Annotated in this window: 6 protein-coding genes and 1 pseudogene; 2 read left to right on the forward strand and 5 right to left on the reverse strand. The window is 67.8% G+C overall.

The features are described 5' to 3' along the window. The first annotated feature begins 79 nt into the window (after window positions 1-79). The gene (locus tag NS6_RS36410; protein ID WP_157112633.1) at window positions 80-289 is read left to right on the forward strand and encodes an asparagine synthase-related protein; all 210 of its coding nucleotides are present in this window, start codon (window positions 80-82) and stop codon (window positions 287-289) included. On the opposite strand, the gene NS6_RS03525 is transcribed toward NS6_RS36410, so the two are convergent. From NS6_RS03525 to NS6_RS35605, 3 genes and pseudogenes are all read right to left on the reverse strand, one after another. Continuing rightward, window positions 240-902: a DUF6875 domain-containing protein gene (locus NS6_RS03525; protein WP_084470581.1), complete on the reverse strand. Its 663-nt coding sequence runs from the start codon at window positions 900-902 to the stop codon at window positions 240-242. The two genes, NS6_RS36410 and NS6_RS03525, sit on opposite strands and share 50 nt — an antisense overlap. Next, entirely contained in the window at window positions 899-9589 is an 8691-nt protein-coding gene (locus NS6_RS33635) for a non-ribosomal peptide synthetase (RefSeq protein ID WP_084470582.1), read from the reverse strand. Before NS6_RS33635 ends, NS6_RS03525 begins: the two co-directional genes overlap by 4 nt. Next, a pseudogene (locus NS6_RS35605) lies at window positions 9487-18102 on the reverse strand (amino acid adenylation domain-containing protein); the annotation flags it as partial. The pseudogene NS6_RS35605 and the gene NS6_RS33635, both read right to left, overlap by 103 nt. A 760-nt stretch (window positions 18103-18862) precedes the next feature. Between NS6_RS35605 and NS6_RS36135 the strand changes: the two are divergent. Next, on the forward strand, window positions 18863-18991 hold the full coding sequence (locus NS6_RS36135) for a hypothetical protein (protein ID WP_281211386.1): 129 nt from the start codon (window positions 18863-18865) through the stop codon (window positions 18989-18991). A 75-nt stretch (window positions 18992-19066) separates the two neighbouring features. Here NS6_RS36135 and NS6_RS03540 read toward each other — a convergent pair whose 3' ends face one another. Together NS6_RS03540 and NS6_RS03545 are read right to left on the reverse strand one after the other, a co-directional pair. Continuing rightward, a complete protein-coding gene (locus NS6_RS03540) occupies window positions 19067-19852 on the reverse strand; it encodes a MerR family transcriptional regulator (protein WP_068037824.1) in 786 nt (261 codons plus the stop codon). A 78-nt stretch (window positions 19853-19930) separates the two neighbouring features. After that, window positions 19931-21118 (reverse strand): serine hydrolase domain-containing protein, encoded by a 1188-nt coding sequence (locus tag NS6_RS03545; protein WP_068036337.1) that lies wholly within the window; start codon window positions 21116-21118, stop codon window positions 19931-19933. Between the last annotated feature and the right edge of the window lie 31 nt (window positions 21119-21149).

Genomic DNA, 21149 nt, shown 5'->3' on the forward strand with positions numbered 1-21149 from the left:
GCCCCAACGCCCCCGGGTCGAGCCGGCACCGGAAAGCCGCCGGACCCCACCACCCGATTCCGCCGTCGCCGGGGAAACACTGACCTGCTCGGTGGGGCAACGTCTTCGGGGAATCGAGTCTCCTCCGACCGCGGTGCTGTCGGGCGGGATCGACTCGAGCTCGGTCACCGTACTGGCCGCCGAAGCTTGCGGGGCAGTGAGCACCGGTCCTGGCCGCGCTGGGGTACTCCCGTGTTCCCCTACGCGCCGTCGGCGCTGTGCGCGAGTTCGTCCGCCATTGCGGTGGTGATGAACTCGGGTATCTCCGGGGCGAAGATTCTGAGGTAGGCGTCTATCCAGTCGGGGCGAGTATTGAGGAAAGGAAAATCGGTGGGGACCATATGGCGGACGGCGAGAAGGGGCAGCGGTGAATCGAGGGCCGGAAAGTCGGGGTTGTGCAGCCCGGAGACGGTGCAACCCGGATAGAACTGGCCGAGCATCAGGCCGTGTTCCACGAACCGGGATTTCTGATCGCGTTGCACGGTTTCGATGCCGGCGTATTCGGTGAGATCGGGAAAGACCGCGAGAACGGCTTTGAAACCGGAATCGGGCGGGTCCTGGGGCTCCAGGACGGGATACAGGTCGTAGAGGTCGTCGGCGACGGCGAGTATCCGCTCGACCTCGAAATGGCGACCGCCCAAGAATGCGGCCCACAGGAACTGGTGCTTGACGGCGTGGCTCATATAGGGGCAGACGGGTCCGTGGCGGCCGAGATCCGGATGGGACCGGCACAGGTACTCGGTGGTCCACTGTCGTAATTCGGGGGCGAGCGGATGCTCGGTGACATCACTCACCGGGTCGCGAGCGAACAGGTTGACCGGCTCGATGCCGGAACGGGTACCTACAGCGGTGTCGGTGGTCATGATCGGTTTTCCCTTGCTGAAGTCGAGGTCTCCGACACAGGAGTCAGGGCGGAGCGGAAGTGTTCGGTGAGGACGAGTCCGATTGCGCGCAGTGCGTCGGGGGCGGTCATCCGGTCGTGCCGGGCTGAAATACGGTGCTCGGCAATATGACCCGTGATGTGTTCGGCCCATGCGAGAGCCGGAGAGGAGCCGGTGTCTTCGTCGCCCGGTGCGGCGCTGAAATAGATCAGATCACCGTCGAACGGCGCCGGCCGGTGGTTCCAGGTGAGGTCGACGAGCCGGGTGTAATCGCGGTGCAGGACCTCGAGATGCCCCGGGTTCAGGGCTGCGCCGAGTCCGTCGTACCGGGCCGGCAACTCGGCCGCGGCGGCGAGGGTGAACTCGTCGGAGTCCTCGGGAACGGGAAGGCCCGTGACCTCGGCGAGCATCTTCCCGATGGTGGGTGTGGGTGCCCGGACGCTGTCGGCGGTGACGGCCCGGGTGTCCATCATGGCCAGCGTGGCGACGTGGTCGCCGTCCCGCCGGAGCTGCACGGCGATCGCGTGGGCGATGGTGCCGCCGAGCGAGTAACCGAGCAGATGATACGGGCCGTGCGGCTGGACGGACCGGATCTCCTGGACGTAGCGGGCGGCGAGTTCCTCCAGGGTGGTGAACCGGGTGTCGGGTTCGGTGAATACCGGGGATTGCAGCCCCTGGACGGGACGGTCGGGGTCGAGGTGCTGCACGAGTCCGCTGAAACACCACGCCAGGCCGATGGCCGGGTGAATGCAGAACAGTGGTGGACCGCTGCCGGTGGCGCGTAGCGGAAGCAGGACCGAGAGTCCGTCACCGGGTTCCGGTTCGTCGAGGCCGTGGCGGCGGGTCTCGATGCGGCGGGCCAGCGCCTGCGGAGTCGGATCGGTGAAAACCCACTGGACGGGAACGTCGACACCGGTCGATTCACGCAGTCGAACCGCCAATCGTGCAGCGGCCAGCGAGTCGCCGCCGAGCGTGAAGAAGCCGTCCTCGGTACCGGCTCGTTCGATATGGAGCGTATGGGCGAAGGCAGTGCAGACCGTGGCTTCGAGTGGCGTGGACGGCGACCGGAAGGGGACGGGTGACCGGCCCGGCACGGGCAGTGCCCGGTAGTCGAGTTTGCCGGTGGCGGTGAGCGGTATTCGATCGAGGGCGACGAGTCCGGTCGGGATCATCTGGGTGGGTAGCCGGGCAGCGAGATGGGTGGTCAGCGCGGAGGTGTCGAGCGTGGCGCCGGGTACGAGCACCACATAGCCGACGAGGTGGTCGGTGCCGTCGGGGCGGGTGCGGACCGTGACGGCCGCCTGAACGACGTCGCTATGGCTGCGGAGCGCGGACTCGATATCGCCGGGTTCGATGCGGTTGCCCCCGATCTCGATCTGCAGGTCGTTGCGGCCTCGATATTGCAGTGTGCGGCCGGTGGTCCAGGAGACCAGGTCGCCGGTGCGGTACATCCGGGTCCCGGGCGGCCCATACGGGTCCGGCACGAACCGGGCTCCAGTAGTGGCGGGTTGCCGGTGGTAACCACGGGCCAGGCCCGGACCGGACAGGTACAGTTCGCCGACCACTCCTGGTGGGACGGGGCGCAATCCGCGGTCGAGTACGACGGCGGTGAACCCACGGACCGGACCACCGATCGTCATCGGGCCGGCCGGAAGTGTGGTCGGTGCGGCGGCGCAGCTCATGATCGTGGTTTCGGTGGCCCCGTAGCTGTTGATCACCGTGCGGCCCGGTGCCCATCGGGCGACCAGATCCGGTGGGCAGGTTTCGCCGCCGAGGATCAGCGTGCCGAGGGTGCCTACGGCGCCGGGGTCCAATGAGGCGAGCACTGTCGGCGTGAGAGCCGCATGGGTGACGCGTCCGGCCTCGATCGTTTCGGCCAGTTCGGCGCCCGCGATCACTGATGCGGGCGCGAGCACCGCCGTGGCTCCCGCGGCCGCGGCGCCGAGCCATTCGAGGATCGAGACATCGAAGCTCGGCGAGGCGGCGGCCAGTACCCGCGCGGTCGCGGTGAGACCGAATCGTTCCCGCGCCTCGGCGGCCAGATTCGCGATCCCGGTATGGGTGACGACCACCCCTTTGGGAGTCCCGGTGGAGCCCGAGGTGTAGACCAGGTAAGCCGGGTGCTCCGGCCGTAGCGCCGTGGTGCGCTCGGCATCGGTGACGGTGGCGGTGGACGCCGATGCCGCCATCGCGGCGAAGGCGGGGCGATCGAGGACGCGCCATTCGATGTTCTCCGGCAGCCGGTCTCGGCAGGTGTCCAGCGTCAGCCCCGTGGCGACACCGGAATCGGCGAGAATTCGCGCGATCCGGTCGCGCGGGTGAGCGGGGTCGATCTGCACGAACGCGGCGCCGGTTTTCGCGACCGCCCATACGGCGGTGACGGCGTCGAGGGAGCGCGGTACCGCGAGGGCCACCACCGATTCCGGCCCGATCCCGGTGTCGGCGAGTACCCGCGCCCACCGGTTCGAGGTCTCGTCGAGTTCGCGGTAGGACAGGCTTGCGCCGTCGCACACCACCGCCTCGGTGTCGGGGGTCATGGCAGAGGTCAGCACCTGCGGCAACACCGACGTCACCGCGCCGGGCCTGCCGCGAGCCGGTACCAGTGCTGTGTGCGCCTCCGGCGACAGCAGTGTGAGATGCCCGAGCGGGAGATCGATATCGTCGACGAAGGCGTCGAGTACGCGCCGCACCCGGTCGGCGAGGGCCTCGATGTGCTTGTAGGTGAACAACGAGGGCAGGTACTCGAAGGTCAGGTGCAGCCCGGTGTCGTGGTGGATGATCAGGCCGAGCGGATAGTGCGCGGCGTCGCGTCCGTGCACGTCCAGGACGTGCATCCCGGCGATATCGAGGGCTTCGGACAGCCCGGCCCGATCGACCGGGTAGGACTCGAAGACGGTCACGGTGTCGAACATCGCGCCCGGCCCGACCGTGTTCTGGATTTGCGCGAGGCCGAGGTGGTGCTGGTCGAGCAGTGCGGTCTGTTCGCCACGGATCTGCTCTGCCAGCCCGGCAAGGGTTTCCCGGCGATCGAGCCGGACCCGGACGGGCACCGTGTTGACGAACAGTCCGATCATCGATTCGATACCGGGGATCTGTGGTGGGCGCCCGGAGACGGTGGCACCGAAAACGACATCGTCGCGGCCGGTCTCGGTACCGAGCACAATCGCCCAGGCGGCCTGGCAGAGGGTATTGAGCGTGACCTCCTGCCGATTGGCGGCGGCGACCAACTCCGCGGTGCGGTGCTCGCTCAGCGGTAGGTCGACCTCGCGCGCGCCGACGGCGAGCCGGCGACCACGGTCCGCGGGTGCCAGGAAAGTGGGTTCGGTGGTACCCGCCAGTGCCCGCGCCCATGCCGCTTCCGCCGCGTGCCGGTCCTGCTTTTTCAGCCACGTCAAGTAGTCGCGGTAAGGAGGTACGGGAGCCGGTGCCGCGGAATCACCGTCGCGGGCGTAGAGCGTCAGCAGTTCGCGGATCAGCAGCGGTGTGGACCACCCGTCGATCAGGATGTGATGCATGCTCAACACCAGCCTGTACCGGTGGGGCCCGGTGCTGATCAGGGTGACGCGGAGCAGTGGCGCGGATCCGGTGTCGAAGCCGGCGCGGCGGTCGGCTTCCATGATTTGTTCCAGTGCGGCCGCGGGCTCCGCACCGTCGCCCGAGTCGATCCAGGTGAACGGCACCTCGACGTGCCGGTGCACCACCTGGAGCGGTTCCCCGGCACCGTCACGCACGAACGCGGCCCGAAGGTTCGGATGCCGCCCGACGAGAGCCCCCGCGGCGCGCCGCAGCCGGCCGGCGTCGACGTCCCCGCCGAGTTCCAGACAGAGTTGCACCACATAGGCATCGAGATCGCCGGCCGCGAGCTCGGCATGGAACAGCAACCCCTGCTGTAGCGGTGTGAGCGGCCAGATGTCGTCCAGTCCCGGTTGCCGGGCCTCGAGCCGGTCGATCGCGGCCTGGTCGAGATCCACCAGATCCAGGTCGGAGGGAGTCAGTCCGCCGGTCCCGGGCCGGGCTGCGTAGGCCGCCAGCGCGGTCACGGCATCGCACCACAGGCCCATGAGGTCGGTGACCTCGGCCGAGGTGAGCAGACCTGCCGGGTAGTCCGCGACGGCGGTGAGCGCCGGGCCGCCGGGTGTGTCGGTGGTGACGGCGTTGATGCCCAGCACGGCGGCGACGGGTGCGTCCGGGTTCTGTACCCCACCCGCCGAGAGATTGTCGCCGGCGGGCATCCACCCGGCGTCGCGTGCCGAGGCGGGCAGGGTGTCGAACCGGCCGAGATAGTTGAAGCTCACCTGCGGGGTGGGCAGCGCGCTCAGGACGCGGGCGGTGGCGGGGTCGAGATAGCGCAGCAGCCCGTAGCCGATTCCGTGCCCGGGTACCCGCCTGAGTTGTTCCTTGACGGTTTTGACAGCTGTCGCTGCGGCCGGCCCGGCGTCGAACGCGTCGTCGATATCGGTGCCGGACAGGTCGAGCCGCACGGGATAGGTGGTCGTCAACCAGCCGACGGTGCGCGTCAGGTCGGCACCGGGCAGGACGGTGTCGTGCCGGCCGTGGCTTTCGACGGTGAGCAGGGTCTCGGCACAGGGTGCGCCATGGTCACGGCGCCATCGCGTCAGCGCCAGCGCGAGCCCCGCGACGAGCGCGTCGTCCACATTGGTGCGGAATGCCCGCGGCAGGGTGGTGAGTACGTCACGGGTCACCGCGGTGGACAACGTGACCGTGACTGCGGCGGCGGTGGCCTGCACATCCACGTCCCGATCGAGCGGACGGGAGCCGATCGGTGGATCGTCGGTGGCGAGGGTGGACCGCCAGAGCTCGAGTTCGTCGTGGCTCTCGGCGGCGGCCTGCAACGCAGCCGACCAGCGGCGCATCGACGTACCGACGGGTGCGAGCCGAGGCCGGTGCCCGGCACTGACCTGAGCCCATGCGGCGGCGAGATCGGGAACGAGAATCTGCCACGACACACCGTCGATCACCAGATGGTGTGCAACGACCAGCAGCCGGCCCGGCCGCCCGGGCCACTCGAACCAGACCAGTTGCAGCACTGTTCCCGCGTCGGGGTCGAGGCGCTCGGCCGCCGCGTTCGCCTCCGATTCGGCGATCGTGGCGAATGCGCTGCTGTCCGGCGCCACGTCCACCGGCACATGCCGGATCAGTCCGGCGGCCGACATCGAGGTCGCCTGCACCCGCAACCCACGGCCCGACGGGTGCACGGGGTCCGGGTAGAGCCGGGCCCGCAACATGTCGTGATGATCGATCACCGCCTGCACGGTGGCACTGATACCCGCGGTGTCGATACCGGCCGGCAGTGTCAGCACCACCCATTGGCAGAAGCGGTCGAAACTTCCGCGTTCGAACATCCAGCACATGATCGGTGTCAGCGGTACCGGCCCCACCCCGCCGCCGGGAAGTTCCGCTGGGCGGGCGGCCACCGCCGACTCCTCGTCGCGCACCGCGATCCGGGCCAGCCCGGCAACCGTTTTGTGGTCGAACACCTCACTGGTGGAGAACAACACTCCCGCCGCTCTGGCCCGGTTCACCAGCTGGATCGACATGATGCTGTCCCCGCCGAGTGCGAAGAACGAATCGTCGCGCCCGACCTCGTCGAGTCCCAGCACCTCCGCGAACAGCCGTGCCAGCGTTTCCTCCACCTCGGTCACCGGTGCCCGGAAATCGGTTCGGCCCGCGGCGAACTCGGGTGCGGGCAGCGCGGTGCGATCGAGTTTGCCGTTCGCTGTCACCGGCAGCGCGTCGAGCACCACCACTGTCACCGGGACCGTGTGCGGAGCCAACTGCTCTCCGGCGTAGGCGAGCACCGCGGCCGGGTCGATATCCACGCCGGGCTCGGCCACCACGTATCCGATCAACCGGCCTCCGTTCGCGGCATCCCGGTGCACGGCCACCGCCGCTGCGGCCACACCCGGACAGGCCCCGAGAACTGATTCGACCTCGCCTATTTCGATGCGGACGCCATGGACCTTGACCTGGGAATCCACCCGGCCCACATAATCCAGCGCCGGACTGCCCTGCGGTGACCGCAACCAGCGCACCAGATCCCCGGTCCGATACATACGCTGCCCCGGTCCGGTGAAGGGATCCGCGACGAACCGCGACGCGGTCAGACCCGCCCTGTTGTGGTAGCCGCGAGCCAGACCCGGACCCGCCAGATACAACTCACCGACCACCCCGACAGGCGACGGCCGCAACCGGGCATCGAGGACGACCTGCTCCACCCCACGGATCGGCCCGCCGATCGTCACCGCCGCACCGGCCACCATCGGCGCACTGGCATCGGTCTCGATCGTGGCCTCGGCCGGGCCGTAGGTATTGAACACCGTGCGGCCCGGAGCCCACCGCGACACCAGTTCCGGTGGCGGTACCTCGCCGCCCAGCACGATATTCGCGAGATCGTCCAGCCCGGCCGGATCCATCGTCGCCAGGACCGTCGGCGTCAGCGCGGCATGGGTCACCCGCTCCCGCGCCAGGATCTCCGCCAGCTCGATGCCGCCGTGGACAGCGGGCGGTGCTATCACGAGCCGGCCACCCGATGCGAACGCGCACAACTGTTCCAGGACGGCCGCATCGAAACTCGGCGAAGCGATATGCAGCACCCGCGCGTCCGGACCGACAGCGAATCGCGCCCGTTGTTCGGCGACCAGATTCGCCAGCCCCCGGTGCGATACCACCACCCCCTTGGGGACACCTGTCGAGCCGGATGTGTAGATCACATACGCCGCCTGGTCGACCCGCACCGGCAGCGTTCGCTGCGCGTCGGTCACCGGCGTCGCCGGCAGTTGCGCCACCTCCGCCGCGACCGCCGGCTCGTCGAGCACCGACCACCGCACCGTCGCGGGCAGCCGATCCCGCCAACGCGCCAGCGTGATTCCCGAGACCACACCGGAATCGGTGCAGATATGCGCGACCCGGCCGGCCGGGTACGTCGGGTCCACCGGTACGAACGCTGCCCCCGACTTGGCCACCGCCCACACCGCCAGTACCGACTCGACCGACCGGGGCAACCCCACCGCGACGCCGCTCTCCGGTCCGGCGCCTCGGCCGATCAGCAACCGCGCCAACCGATTCGACTCCGCATCGAGCTCGCCATAGGTCCACCGGCGCTGCCCGCACACCACCGCGACCGCATCCGGATCCTGCCCCGCCGCCAGCAGTTCCGGCAGTACCCGCTCCGGCGCGGCCGGAGCACCCGCCACCCGCGTCAACTCCCGGTACTCGGCCGGAGAGAGCAGATCCAGCCGGGCCAGCGGCAGATCCGGGTCGGCGGCGATGAGGTCCAGCACCCGCAGAACCCGGTGCAGCGTGGCCGTCATCGCGTCGCGGTCGAACAGTTCGGGCAGGTATTTGATCCGGAGGTGCAGCCGTGTATCGATATGCGCGACCACCCCCAGCGGATAGTGGGCGGCGTCGAGACCGGTCACGCCGGTCACCTGCACGCCGGCGATCTCGGTCTGCGCGGTCAGCCCGGCCCGATCGACCGGATAGGATTCGAACACCGTCATCGTGTCGAACACCGCACCCGGGCCGGCGATCTGCTCGATCTCGGCCAGACCCACCTGGTGGTGATCGAGCAGGGCGGTCTGATCCGCCTGGACCCGGTCGAGCAACTGCCCCAGGCGCGCGGCGGGGTCGAGACGGACCCGCACCGGCACCGTATTGACGAACAGGCCGGTCATCGATTCGATCCCCGGAATCTGTGCGGGACGTCCGGAAACGGTCGATCCGAACGTCACATCGTCGCGGGATGTCGCCGAACCCAGCACGATCGCCCATGCCGTCTGCAGGACTGTGTTGAGAGTGACGCCCCTGGCCTGTGCGAACTCGGTCAGCGCTGCGGTCCGTTCCTCGGTCAGATCGCCGAGCACATCGCGGGAACGGGTGTATCGCCGACCGGGATCGGCCGGCGACAGCAGGGTCGGCTCGTCGGCGCCGTCGAATACGCGGCGCCAGACCTCGAGCGACGCGGCCCGGTCCTGCCCGGCGAGCCACTCCAGGAAGTCCCGATAGGGACGGGCCTCCGGCAGCGCCGCGACGTCCCCGTCGGTCCCATAGAGCACCACCAACTCGCGCAGGAGCAGCGGTAGCGACCAGCCGTCGAGCAGCAGATGGTGATTGGTCAGCACCAGCCGGTAGCGTTGTGGCCCGGTGGTGACCAGCATCCAGCGCAGTAGCGGGGCGCGCGCCGGATCGAACCGGGTCGCCCGGTCCGCGGCCAGCAGCAGATCCCATTCGCGTTCCCGGGCCTGATCGTCGAGCTCGGACAGGTCGAGCTCCGTCCAGGGCGCCTCGACGCCTTCATCGACCACCTGCACGGGGCCGGCATCGGCGACGAATGCGGTGCGCAGGTTCGCATGCCGGTCGAGCAGCAGCTGCCCGGCTCGGCGCAGCCGACGCGGATCGAGGGCCCCCGGAGTTCTACGACCAGCTGCACCACGTAGGGGTCTGTCGATTCGTCCGCCATCAGCGCATGGAACAGCAGGCCCTCCTGCAACGGCGTCAACGGCCAGATATCGCTCGCTGCCGGGTACCGTTGCTCGAGGCGTTCGATCTCCGACTGTGCCGGCCGGACCAGATCCAGATCCGACGGTGTCCGCCCGCCCACCTCGCCGCGCCGGGTAGCGGCCGCCAACGCGGTCAGCACCGCGCGCCACGAATGCGCCAGCTCGTGTACCTCGTCGACGTCGAGCACGCCGGTGGGATACGACCAGATTGCCCGCAAGCGCGGCCGGCCCCCGTCGTCGACCGTGCGTGCGGTGATATCGAGTGCCGCGGTGACCGGCATATCCGGATTCTGCGCGCGGGCGAGTTCGGCTCCCGAGAAGTCGCCGCCGTCGTCCACCGGCAACCAGCCCGTCGCCGGCATTCCGGCGGGTATTCCCGTGCTGATGCGGCCGAGATAGTTGAACCCGATCTGCGGTGCCGGCGTGGGCCGCAGCACGGATCCGCTGTCCTCGCCGAGATACCGCAGCAGGCCGTAGCCGATCCCGTGGTCCGGGATCGCGCGCAACTGTTCCTTGACGGATTTGACCGCGGCCGCGATGGCCGGCCCGCCCGCGCAAGCGTCGTCGACATCGATATCGGAAAGATTCAGGCGCAGTGGGAAACTCGTAGTGAACCAGCCGACCGTACGGGTCAGATCGGCGCCGGGGACCGCGGTCTCTTCACGGCCGTGCCCCTCCAGGCCGATCACCACATCCGTGTGGAGGTCACCGTCGGCTCCGATCTGCTGGGTACGCCGCCACTTGATCAGCGCCAGCGACAGGGCTGCCAGTAACCCGTCGACCACACTGCCGTGGAATGCCGCGGGTACCTCGGTCGTCAACACCTCGGTTACTTCGGGGGGCACGTCGACCTCGACCGCGCGGACGGTGGCCGTCACGTCGATCTCGGGGTCGAGGGGCCGGGACCCGATCACCGGATCGTCCCCGGCCGTCATCGCCTGCCACGATCCGAGCTCGGCGATCCGCCCGGGCTCGTGGGCTGCCTCGATCAGTCCGTGCGCCCACCGGCGCATCGAGGTCCCGGCCGGGGCGAGATCGGGTGGCGCACCGGACCGGATTCGCGCCCAGGCGACCGCCAGATCGGGCACCAGCACCCGCCAGGAAACGGCGTCGATCGCCGAATGATGCACCAGCACCAGCAATCGGCCCGGTTCGGTGGCTTCGACCGGATCGAACCAGACCACCTGCACCAGTACCGCGGCGCCCGGATCGAGCCGGCGGACGGCCGAATCCAGCTCCGCCGCGACCGAGGCACGGAAACCGGCAGTGCCCGGCTCCTGCTCCGTCACGACCCGATGGATGGCATCCTCGGACCGGATCGAGCCGGCCGGCAACACCTCCCAGGTCCAGCGTCGGTCATCGGCCCGGCGCAACCGGGCGCGCAACATATCGTGCCGATCGAGTACCGCCTGCACCGTATCCGCCAGCTGCGGCCGATCGATGGCGACCGGCAGACTCAGCAGCAGGGCCTGCGAGAAGCGATCGAATCCCGGCTCCGCGTTGTCGAGAAGCCATCGCATATTCGGCGTCAGCGGTATCGGCCCGACGCCCGCGCCGGGCAGCTCCGCGAGCGGCGGAATCTCCCCGGGACTGCCCGCCCGGACCGCGATCCGGGCCAGTCCGGCGACCGTCTTACGCTCGAACACCTCACGCGCGGAGAACAACACCCCCGCCGCCCTGGCCCGGGTCACCAGCTGGATCGACATGATGCTGTCCCCGCCGAGCGCAAAGAACGAATCGTCGAGACCGATAGCGCCGGTACCCAATACCTCCGCGAATGCCCGGGCGATACTGCGTTCGACCGGTGTCTCGGGTGCCCGGAACTCCACACTGCCGGCGAAGACGGGTTCGGGAAGTGCCCTGCGGTCCAGCTTGCCTGTCGGGGTCAACGGGAAGTGATCGAGCACCATAATCGTGGCCGGGACCATATACGAGGGCAACCGGCCACCCAGGTAGCCGGTCAGAGTCGCGACATCGATCGAACGCCCCTGCGCCGGAACAACATACGACACCAGCGATACGGATCCGGTACTGCTGCGATGGCCGATGGTGGTGGAGAAGAGCACGGTTTCATGAGCGGCGAGCAGGGAATCGATCTCGCCCGGTTCGACCCGGAGACCACGAATTTCGACCTGGAAGTCGGAGCGACCGAGATATCGCATCGTGCCGTCGGCGGTCCACCGGACCACGTCCCCGGTGCGGTACATCCGGGCACCGGGCACCCAGGGACAGGCGACGAAACGCGCGGCCGTCAACCCCGACCGGGCACGATAACCACGAGCCAGCAGCGCACCGGCGATGTACAACTCCCCCGCGACCCCCACCGGCACCGGCTGCAAACGATCGTCGAGCACCCACTCCGACACACCACGAATCGGACCACCGATCGACACCGGTTCTCCCGCCACCAGCGGCGCGCTCCGATCGGCCATCATCGTGGTTTCGGACGGACCGTATCCGTTGAACACCGCACGGCCGTCGCACCACCCTTCGACCAGTTCGGCGCCGTAGCCCTCGCCACCGACCACCATGGCCCGCAGTGCCGGGAGCGGCCGGCGGGCCGGGTCGATCGTGGACAACGGGGACGGGGTGATGAAAACGAGGCCGACCTCTTCCCGGTCGAGCAGTTCGGCGAGCGCGTCGCCGCCGTAGACGTCGGCGGGCGCGATGACCAGGGTCGCGCCTGCACACAGCGCCGACAGCAACTCCTCCACCGCGACATCGAAACCCGGTGAGGACAGCGACAGGATCCGGGTGCCGGGGTGGATATGCAGGGCGGACAGGTGCTCGTCGGCGCAATTACGCAGGCCGCGGTGGCTCACCGCGACAGCTTTGGGTAGCCCGGTCGATCCCGAGGTGTAGATGACGTAGGCGATATTGTCGACCCGCAGGGGCCGGATCCGGTCCGCGTCGGTGATCGGCCGGTCGCTGTGGGCCGCCTCCAGGTCCGCGAGTGTCAGCCAGTCGAGCGCACCGGGTAATCGCGCCCGCACCGAGGCCACCGTCAGACCGAGCACCGCCCCCGAATCGGTCACCATATGGGTGATCCGTTCCGCGGGATACGCCGGGTCGATCGGCAGGAACGCGGCCCCGGTCCGGGCCACCACCCACACCGCGAGCACAGAATCCGCCGAACGCGGCATCGCCACCGCCACCACGTCCTCCGGCCCCACACCGCGCGCAATCAGCATCCGGGCCAACCGGTTCGCACGTCGATCCAGTTCCCCGTAGGTCGTTCGTGCGCCGTCGAACACGATCGCCGGCGCGTCGGGATCCCGCGCAGCCGCCGCGGTCAGCAACTCGGCCAGGGTTACCGGAGGGGAGCCACCGGCACCGGAACGCGTCAGCAGATCGGCCCGCTCCGCGGGCTCCAGCAGGTCGATCGAACCCACCGCGACCACAGGATCGGCGGCCACCGACTCCAAGATCCGGCGCCATCGGCGCATCAGCGAATCCACGGTGTCCGCGTCGAACAGGTCGGTCGCGTACACCACCCGCACCGCCGAACCGCCACTGCCGTTATCGGACAGCACAACCTGAAGATCGAACCGGGATACGTCGTCGGGCAGATCGACCAGCGAAACCTGCACCCCGGGTAGTTCCAGGTCGGCGGGCGCCAAGTTCTGGAACGCCAGCATCACCTGGAACAACGGGTGCCGGGATTGGGATCGCTGCGGGCCGAGCTCGTCCACCACCTGCTCGAACGGCACATCGTCGTGCTCGAGCGCGGCCAGATCGACCGTCTTGACGCGGTCGAGGAATCCGGTGAACGATTCACTGCCCTCGACCTGAGTCCGCAACACCACTGTGTTGACGAACATGCCGACCACATCGTCGAGCTCGGCGGCGCCCCGACCGGCGACCGGTGTACCGATCGCGATATCACCGGAACCACTCATCCGCGCGAGCAGCACCGCCAGCGCGGCGTGTATCACCATGAACACCGAGCAGTTGCGCGCCCGCGCAAGCTCTTCCAGCTCCGCGGTTGTTCCCGGCGCCAATTCGAACCGGTTGCTCCCACCCCGGTGCGACCCCACCACCGGCCGCGGCCGGTCGAACGGCAGCCGCAGCTCCTCCGGCAGATCGGCGAGGGTTTCCCGCCAGTACCCGAGCTGGCGGGCGCACAGTGATTCCGGATCGCCGGGAGAGCCGAGAACAGTGCGCTGCCAGAGCGCGTAGTCCGCGAACTGGACCGGTAGCGGTGTCCAGGACGGAGCCGCGCCCCGTGCGCGGGCGGCGTACGCCGTCGTCACATCGCGGGCCAGCGAAATCATCGAGAAGCCGTCCGCGGCGATATGGTGAACCACCACCGACAGCACATATTCGGTGCCCTCGACACCCACCATGCTGAACAACCGGGCACGGACCGGCGGCCGGGTACGCACATCGAAGCCTTCGTGGACGGAATCGGTCATCACCGTGATCAACTCGTCCGGGTGGACCGGCACCGGGCTCAGCTCCCTGTCCGGCTCGCCGGCAGGTTCCACGACCTGGACGATCGTTCCGTCACGGTCCGGATACCGGGTGCGCAGGGACTCGTGCCTGCGCAGCACATCGGTGAGGGCAGATCGCAGGGCCAAGAGGTCGAGTTCGCCCCGCAATCGGAGGGCGATCGGCATGTTGTACGCCCCGGAACCGGTGTCGTACTGATTGAAGAACCACATCCGCTGCTGGGCGGGCGCCAACGGCACGAGGTCGGGACGTGGCCCGGCAACCAGTGGCGGGCGTTGCCGCCGCGCACGAGCCCGCTGTTCGAGGCAGGTCGCGAGCGCGGAGACCTTCGGTGTCTCGAACAGCAACCGCACCGGAATATCGGTATCCAGTGCCGTGCCGAGTCGCGCAGCCACCCGGGTGGCGATCAAGCTGTCACCACCGAGCGCGAAGAACGAATCGTCCAGACCGACGGCGCCGATACCCAGCACTTCGGCGAAGGCCTGCGCGATCGCGCGTTCGACCGGTGTTTCGGGCGCACGGAATGGTGGGGTGTCGGTGGGTACGGGATCCGGTAGTGCGCTGCGGTCCAGTTTGCCCGCCGGTGTCAGCGGGATGTGCTCGAGCACCATGATCGAGGACGGGACCATATAGGACGGCAGCCGGGCGCGCAGATATTCGCCGAGGATCGCGATATCGATCGAGCGATCCGGTACGGCGACGACGTACGACGCCAGCAGTACGGCGCCGGAGCCGCTGCGGTGGCCCACGGTGGTGGCGAATCCGACGGTGTCGTGCGCCGCCAGTACCGCATCGATCTCGCCGAGTTCGATACGCAGACCACGTATCTTGACCTGGAAATCGGACCGCCCCAAATGCTGGATCCCGCCGTCGGCGGTCCAGCGGACCACGTCCCCGGTGCGGTACATCCGTTCGCCGGCTGCCCAGGGGCAGGCGACGAAACGCGAGGCCGTCAGCCCTGCCCGCGCATGATAACCACGAGCCAGCAGCGCACCGGCAACATACAACTCCCCCGCGACCCCCACCGGCACGGGCTGTAACCGCTGATCCAGCACCCATTCCGCGGCACCACGAATCGGACCGCCGATCGTCACCGGCTGCCCCGGCGCCAGCGCGCAGTGATTGGTCATGATCGTGGTCTCGGTGGGCCCGTAGGCATTGATGAACTCACGACCACCGGACGCCCAGGACCGCACGAGCTCCGGTGAGCAGTCGTCGCCCGCGGCAACGACGACGCGCAAGCTGCCGAGCCCGGCCGGATCGACCGATGCCAGCGCAGCCGGTGTCACCACCGCGTGGCTGACCCGCTCGCGGCGCAGCAGCTCCGCCAGCTCGATGCCACCGTAGGTACCGGGAATCGCGATAACCATCGTGGCGCCGGCTCCCACCGCGAGCAGCAGTTCCCAGACCGAGGCGTCGAAGCTCGGTGACGCGAAATGCAGTGTCCGTGAATCCGGTTGCACCGCATAACGTTCCCGCTGCTCGGCACTGAGCGCGGCCAGTCCGGCATGGGTGACGACCACGCCCTTCGGCACACCGGTGGAGCCCGAGGTATAGATCATGTAGGCCGGATGCTGCGGGCGCAGCGCGGTGGTGCGTTCGGAGTCGGCGACCGGCCGGGTGTCCGAGGTCCCGTCGAGGTTTGCGGGTATCAGCCATTCGATGGTGCCGGGTAACTGCTCGCGCACCGAGGCCACCGTCAGACCGAGTATCGCTTCGGAGTCGGTCGTCATATGGTTGATCCGCTCGGCAGGATACGCCGGATCGATCGGCAGGAAGGCAGCTCCCGTTCTCGCCACCGCCCACCAGGCGAGCACAGAATCCGGCGAGCGAGGCATCGCCACCGCGACGATGTCTTCCGGCCCGACCCCCCGCTGGATCAGCATCCGGGCCAGCTGGTTGGCCCGCCCATTCAGTTCCCGGTAGCTCATCCGGTCACGGCCGAATACGATCGCCGGCGCGTCCGGATTCCGGGTCACCGCCGCGGTCAGCAACTCGTCGAGAGTGCCGGACGCGGACGTGCGGGCTCCGGACCGGGTCAGCAGATCAGCGCGTTCGGCGGGCTCGAGCATATCGATCGCCCCCACCGCACCCGTCGGATCGGCGGCTACCGATTCCAGTATCCGAACCCATCGGCGCACCAGCGAATCGATCGTGCGCGCATCGAACAGATCCGTCGAATAGGTGACCGTCACCGCCACACCGGCGTCGGCACCGGCGGACACCACGAACCGCAGATCACACTGCGGCCCACCCGCGCGGAGGCCGGTCACCGAACGGAGCGAACCCCGATTGGCGCGCTCTGGGTTCTGAAATGCCAGCATGACCTGGAACAACGGATTCGGCGACGGTGAGGGTTGCGGCGCGCACTCCGCCACCAGCTGCTCGAACGGCACATCGGCATGCTCGAAAGCGGCCAGATCGGACCGCCTGACCCGCTCGAGCAACCCGGTGAACGATTCACCGCTGTCGACCTCGGTCCGCAATACCGCCGTCTCGGCCGATCCGGCCGCGTCCTCGAGTACAGCGTCGCCGGACCCGGCCACCGGTGTGCCGATCGCGATATCACCGGAACCGCTCAACCGTGCGAGCAGAATCGCCAGCGTGGCGTGCAGCACCGTGAACAGCGACGAATCGTGCTGCCGCGCGAGTCTTTCCAATCCCCCGGCCGGCCCCGCCTCCACTCCGAACCGGCAGCTGCCGCTCCGGTCCGACACCACCCGCGGCCGCGGGTGGTCGAACGGGAGATTCCACTCCACCGGCAGACCGGCCAACGTGTCCCGCCAGAAGGCGAGGTTCTGCCGCTGGTGGCGGATCCGAGCGGCGGCCTGTGCCGTCTCGGGGTGGATCTGCCCGAGGTCGGTATCCGGTGCCGCGGCGGCGAACGCGTCGAGCAGCCGCGCGAATCGGTCGTGATGCGCCGACAGTTCGGCGTGGGTGTAGAGGTCGGGGTTGGCCATGAAGTGCAAGATCGTCCGTGGCGGATCTCCGGTCCGATAGAGATCGACCAGCAGATCCTCGACAGGCCCGGAGCTGAGAATATGGAATTCCCCCGTGACCGGCCCGAGCCGGATTTCCTGGGGGAAGTACATGACATTGACCATCGGGCCGGCGAAACGCCGCTGCCCGTCGGACCCGGCGGCAGCCCGGATATCGTAGAGGCCGCAGCGCTGATGCCGCAGTGCGCCGATCAGGTCGGACTGCACGCGCCGCGCGAGTGTCGCGACCGTTTCCCCCGTGCCGAGCACGATCGGGAACGGCGCCACGTTGACGAATACTCCCCCCGACCGTCGCAATACAGCGCTAGTCCGCCCCGACACGGGTATGTCGACCATGACGTCGTCGCGCCCGGTCATCCGCGCAAGGTAGCATCCGAAAGCGGCGATCACCACCGCGGCCGGGCTGGTATCCAGTTCCTTCGCGCACTGTTCGATACGCGCTTCCGTCACCGCCGTCAGCTCCCCGATCGCGGCTACGCTGTCCGCGCACGCCGGTGCGTACCCGCGGGCCAAGCTGGATACCTCGTGGACGCCGGCGAGTCTGTTCGCCCAATAGGCGCGATCGTCGGCGAACCTCGTCGATTCCCGATAGCTGCGGTCGGCCTCGTACAAGGTGCGCAGTTCCGCAGCCCGGTTCGGCGCCCTCGGCTGCTCCCCGGCCGGGTCCTGCAGTGCCGCGGTGTACAGCGCCGCGATCCGGTTGACCATCGTCATCGCGGCGTAGCCGTCCGAGGCGACGTGATGAATCCTGTTGTACCACAGAAAATGACGATCCCCGACCTGGATGAGCGCCCACGCGACCAACAGGTCCCGGATCATGTCCAGCGGTGCGGTGTACTCCTCGCGCATCCACTGCAGCGCCGCCGACATAGGGTCCCGTACGCCGCGCATATCGATAACCGGCCCCGGCGGCTCCAGCGTCGGATCGAACACCTGGTACGGCTCGCCGTCGGCTTCTACAAGGCGTAGATATGCCGACTGGAATTCACGACCCACTCGTATGGACGTCCGGCGCAGCAACTCGATATCCAGATCTCCGTGGAGTTCGATATACTGTGCTTCGGATATCGGCACATCGGGGCGCAATTGCTGTGCCAGCCAGAGCGTCCGCTGACCGGCCGTCAACGGTACAGGCCGTGTCGCCGAAAGTGCAGGGATGCCAGTTCCATCCGGAACCGAGCCAGAGTTGATATGCGGCCGCGGACTTGCCATCGCTCTCCTCCAGAGACGACCTATCCTCGCTTCCCGACCGGAATCAGTTTAAGCCGAACCCTCGCCCGCGTATACCCCGAAAAACATGATCTGTACAGTAAGTTTGCTTAAAACTTTATAATAAAGATAGGCCCTTGTGCAGTAACTTCCCAGCTGGGGCGGTCGCAGCACCGACCAACGGGGAGCAACCGCCTCGAACTTCCAGGCAAAGTAGAATTTCCATAAATCCGGCCTGGTTATTCGTATCGTTTTCCAACCGAGAAGCCGGACATATCGAAGATTTTCGGATACCTCTACAGCCGAGGAGCGCATCCGGCCCGAAAATCGGCCATCAGGGACACAATCGGCCTACATTTCGATCCCATCGAGTATACGGAAATATCAAATTTCGCGGGTCCGGATTTCGGGAAGGTCGCGGTCGGCGACAGAGCACTTCCGCAAACCCTCGGTAGCGCTCGGGTGATCCTGGAGATCGACGCTCCGGCATCGCGTCCCCGGTTGATCTTCCCGGTGAGCGCCTCGCCTTCCGACTCCTCGGTCCGACAGCCGATCCCGACCGCCGGACCACCGATCCGTCCCGCCGAGTATCGCCGCCGCCCATCTCCCGGGCCTGCGCCGGTCTTCATGCTCGAGGAATGGTCGGCCACACAGCTCGGCCGATAGGCCGTTGTTCTGAGATTCTGCTCTTTCTGCTGGTCCGGTTGGTAAATGATGTCGCCAGTTGCCGGTTGGGTTTACGGATACTGCGAGGGTCGGCCGGTTGATTGATGCCGATCAGGTGCGGGTCGCGTTCCGGCTCGTCGGCCGAGCTGCCGAGGAGATCCGCCCGTATCGCGAAGTATCCGTCGAAGTCCCGAGTGCCGCGGTGCGGTGGCGGCAGTTCCGCTGACGTCACGGCCAGAAGCGCTATTCGGGGGTCGTAGTGGTCGGCGACCGACTTCGAAGGAAGGGGAGCGCGGCGTGGTCAGGAGGAGTCCGGCCCAGGGATGCGGATGCCGGCGGATCGGAGTTTCGTTTCGGTGAGCGCGGTCAGCCGGGAGGAGATCGGTGCCTGGTCTCCGCGGTGGTTGTTGATCAGTCTGTACTGGGTAGAGGCGTTGGTCCAGACATGCGGGCCGGTGAGACTTCCCAGCAGTGCGGGGTTGGCGAGGTAGTGGTCGGCGATGGCGGACGCGAGTTCTTCGATTCTCGGATCGTCCGGTTCCCAGGTCTCGGCCTTCGCAGCGCATTTGGTCAGTTCGATGTACCCGGGGTCGTCGAGCCGGCGTTCGAGTTGGGTCAGGAAGCTGTCGAAGCCCTCCGGAACCAGTGCCCGGGTCAGTACCAGGGCTTCGCGTTGGGCTGCCACATAGTCGGAACCGAAGCCGAGGCCGGCCATGCGGTCCAGGATCGCGCAGGCGTGGTCGGGCAGCAGAGCTCGGTCGTTGTCGGCAATCCGGTGCAGCGTGTCGCGCCGGGCGGTCAGGTCGGGGATTTGTTCGGTCAGCCGCCGCTCGGCGGCAGCGAGGGCGGTGGCGAACTGCTCGGTATCGGCGTCGAGCATCGGTCCGATCTCGGCCAGCGGTACGCCGGCGGTGGCCAGTGTCCGGACCTGGACCAGCTGCAACAACTCTGCCGATCCGTAGCGCCGGTAACCGGAGCTGTCGCGTTCCGGCTCCGCGACCAGGCCGAGCTTGTGATAGTGGCGCACCGTTTTCACCGTGACGCCGACGAATGCCGCCGCCTGCCCGATCGTGACTCCGTGTCTCATCTGTCCGTCCTGTCTGTGCTCATGCTCGGCGACTGCGCAAACCATCGCCGAGCATGAGCGCGTGTACCGATCAGGTGTTCAGTCCGTCGGCTGAGCCGGTTCGGTATGCCCGCCGCCGAACACTTCGTCGACGAGCCGTTGCTGGGCGTTCCGGAATGATTTTGCGATGGACATGTCGGCGTCGTCCACATAGTTCAGCGCCGCGGTAAGGGTCTTGCCACCGTCTGGCGTGCTGTACATGAGCGCCGCGGCGGCCACGTTGCTGCCGTTGTGGGAGATGAGGGTGCGGCCGTGAGCCGTGGTCACCACGAACACACCCAGGCCGTAATCCATGTTCGGGATGCCGGTCGGGTGCGGTGTGCGCATTTCATCCAGCAGCTCGGACGGCAGGAGCTCGCCACGGTTCAGTGCGGCGATGAAGGTGCTCAGGTCCTCAGTGGTCGAGATCATGTCACCGCCGGTGCAGACCCAGGAGGGGTTGTAGCGGGTGACGTCGATCGTCTGCTGCTCGCCGTCGTCCTCGTACCGGTAGTAGGAGTGAGCGTGCGGCTCGGGGATCTCCGATGAGTCGTCCGGCACTACGGTGCCCGCCAGTCCGAGCGGCGCCAGAATCCGACGCTGCATCTCCTCGACGAGTGAGTTGCCGGTGACCTTCTCGATCAGCAGCCGGGCCAGCACATAGTTGGTGTTGGAATAGCTCCAGCCCGTGCCCGGCTCGAACCGCGCCGGCCGGGACAGCGCCAACTCCACGAGCTCCTGCGGCCGGTAGGTCCGGAACCGGTTGTCCACCCACTCTTCGGCCGTGGTGCCGAAGGGAACGGGAACCCCGTGCACGATCGTCCCGTCGTCGTATACCTCGCCCGTGAAGTTGAATACTCCGCTGGTGTGCTGCAACAGCATTCGCACCGTGACACACTCGTCCAGCGCGAACTCCGGCAGGTAACCCACCGCCGGGGTGTCCAACGCGATCTTACCCTCTGCCACCAATTGCAAGACCAGGGTCGCGGTGAATGTCTTGGTGTTGCTGCCGATCCGCACATGCCCGTCGACCGGCGGCTTCGCGGTTCCGCCGAGCTCGGCCACCCCGGCGCTGCCGACCCACTCGCCCCGCTCGTCGCGCACGCGCAGCGTAATCCCGGTCACGCCGGAATCGACGATCTCCTCGATCATCTGCTGCAGTTCTGGGCGATCCGACCCGATGGAAGCTGCTGGTGCAGAAGCCGTCCGCAGGGTGTTCTTTTCCTGGCCGGAAGAGGTGATGGACATGATGGTTGCTCCTCGAATCTGGTACGTCCAA

This window comes from Nocardia speluncae NBRC 108251, assembly GCF_001613245.1.
In the GTDB taxonomy this organism is placed as follows: Bacteria; Actinomycetota; Actinomycetes; order Mycobacteriales; family Mycobacteriaceae; genus Nocardia; species Nocardia speluncae.

What these genes read in the sequence shown, in the direction of transcription:
- NS6_RS03525 (WP_084470581.1), bottom strand. Translation starts at nt 902, where the DNA reads ATGACCACCGACACCGCTGTAGGTACCCGTTCCGGCATCGAGCCGGTC.
- NS6_RS03540 (WP_068037824.1), bottom strand. Translation starts at nt 19,852, where the DNA reads ATGAGACACGGAGTCACGATCGGGCAGGCGGCGGCATTCGTCGGCGTC.
- NS6_RS03545 (WP_068036337.1), bottom strand. Translation starts at nt 21,118, where the DNA reads ATGTCCATCACCTCTTCCGGCCAGGAAAAGAACACCCTGCGGACGGCT.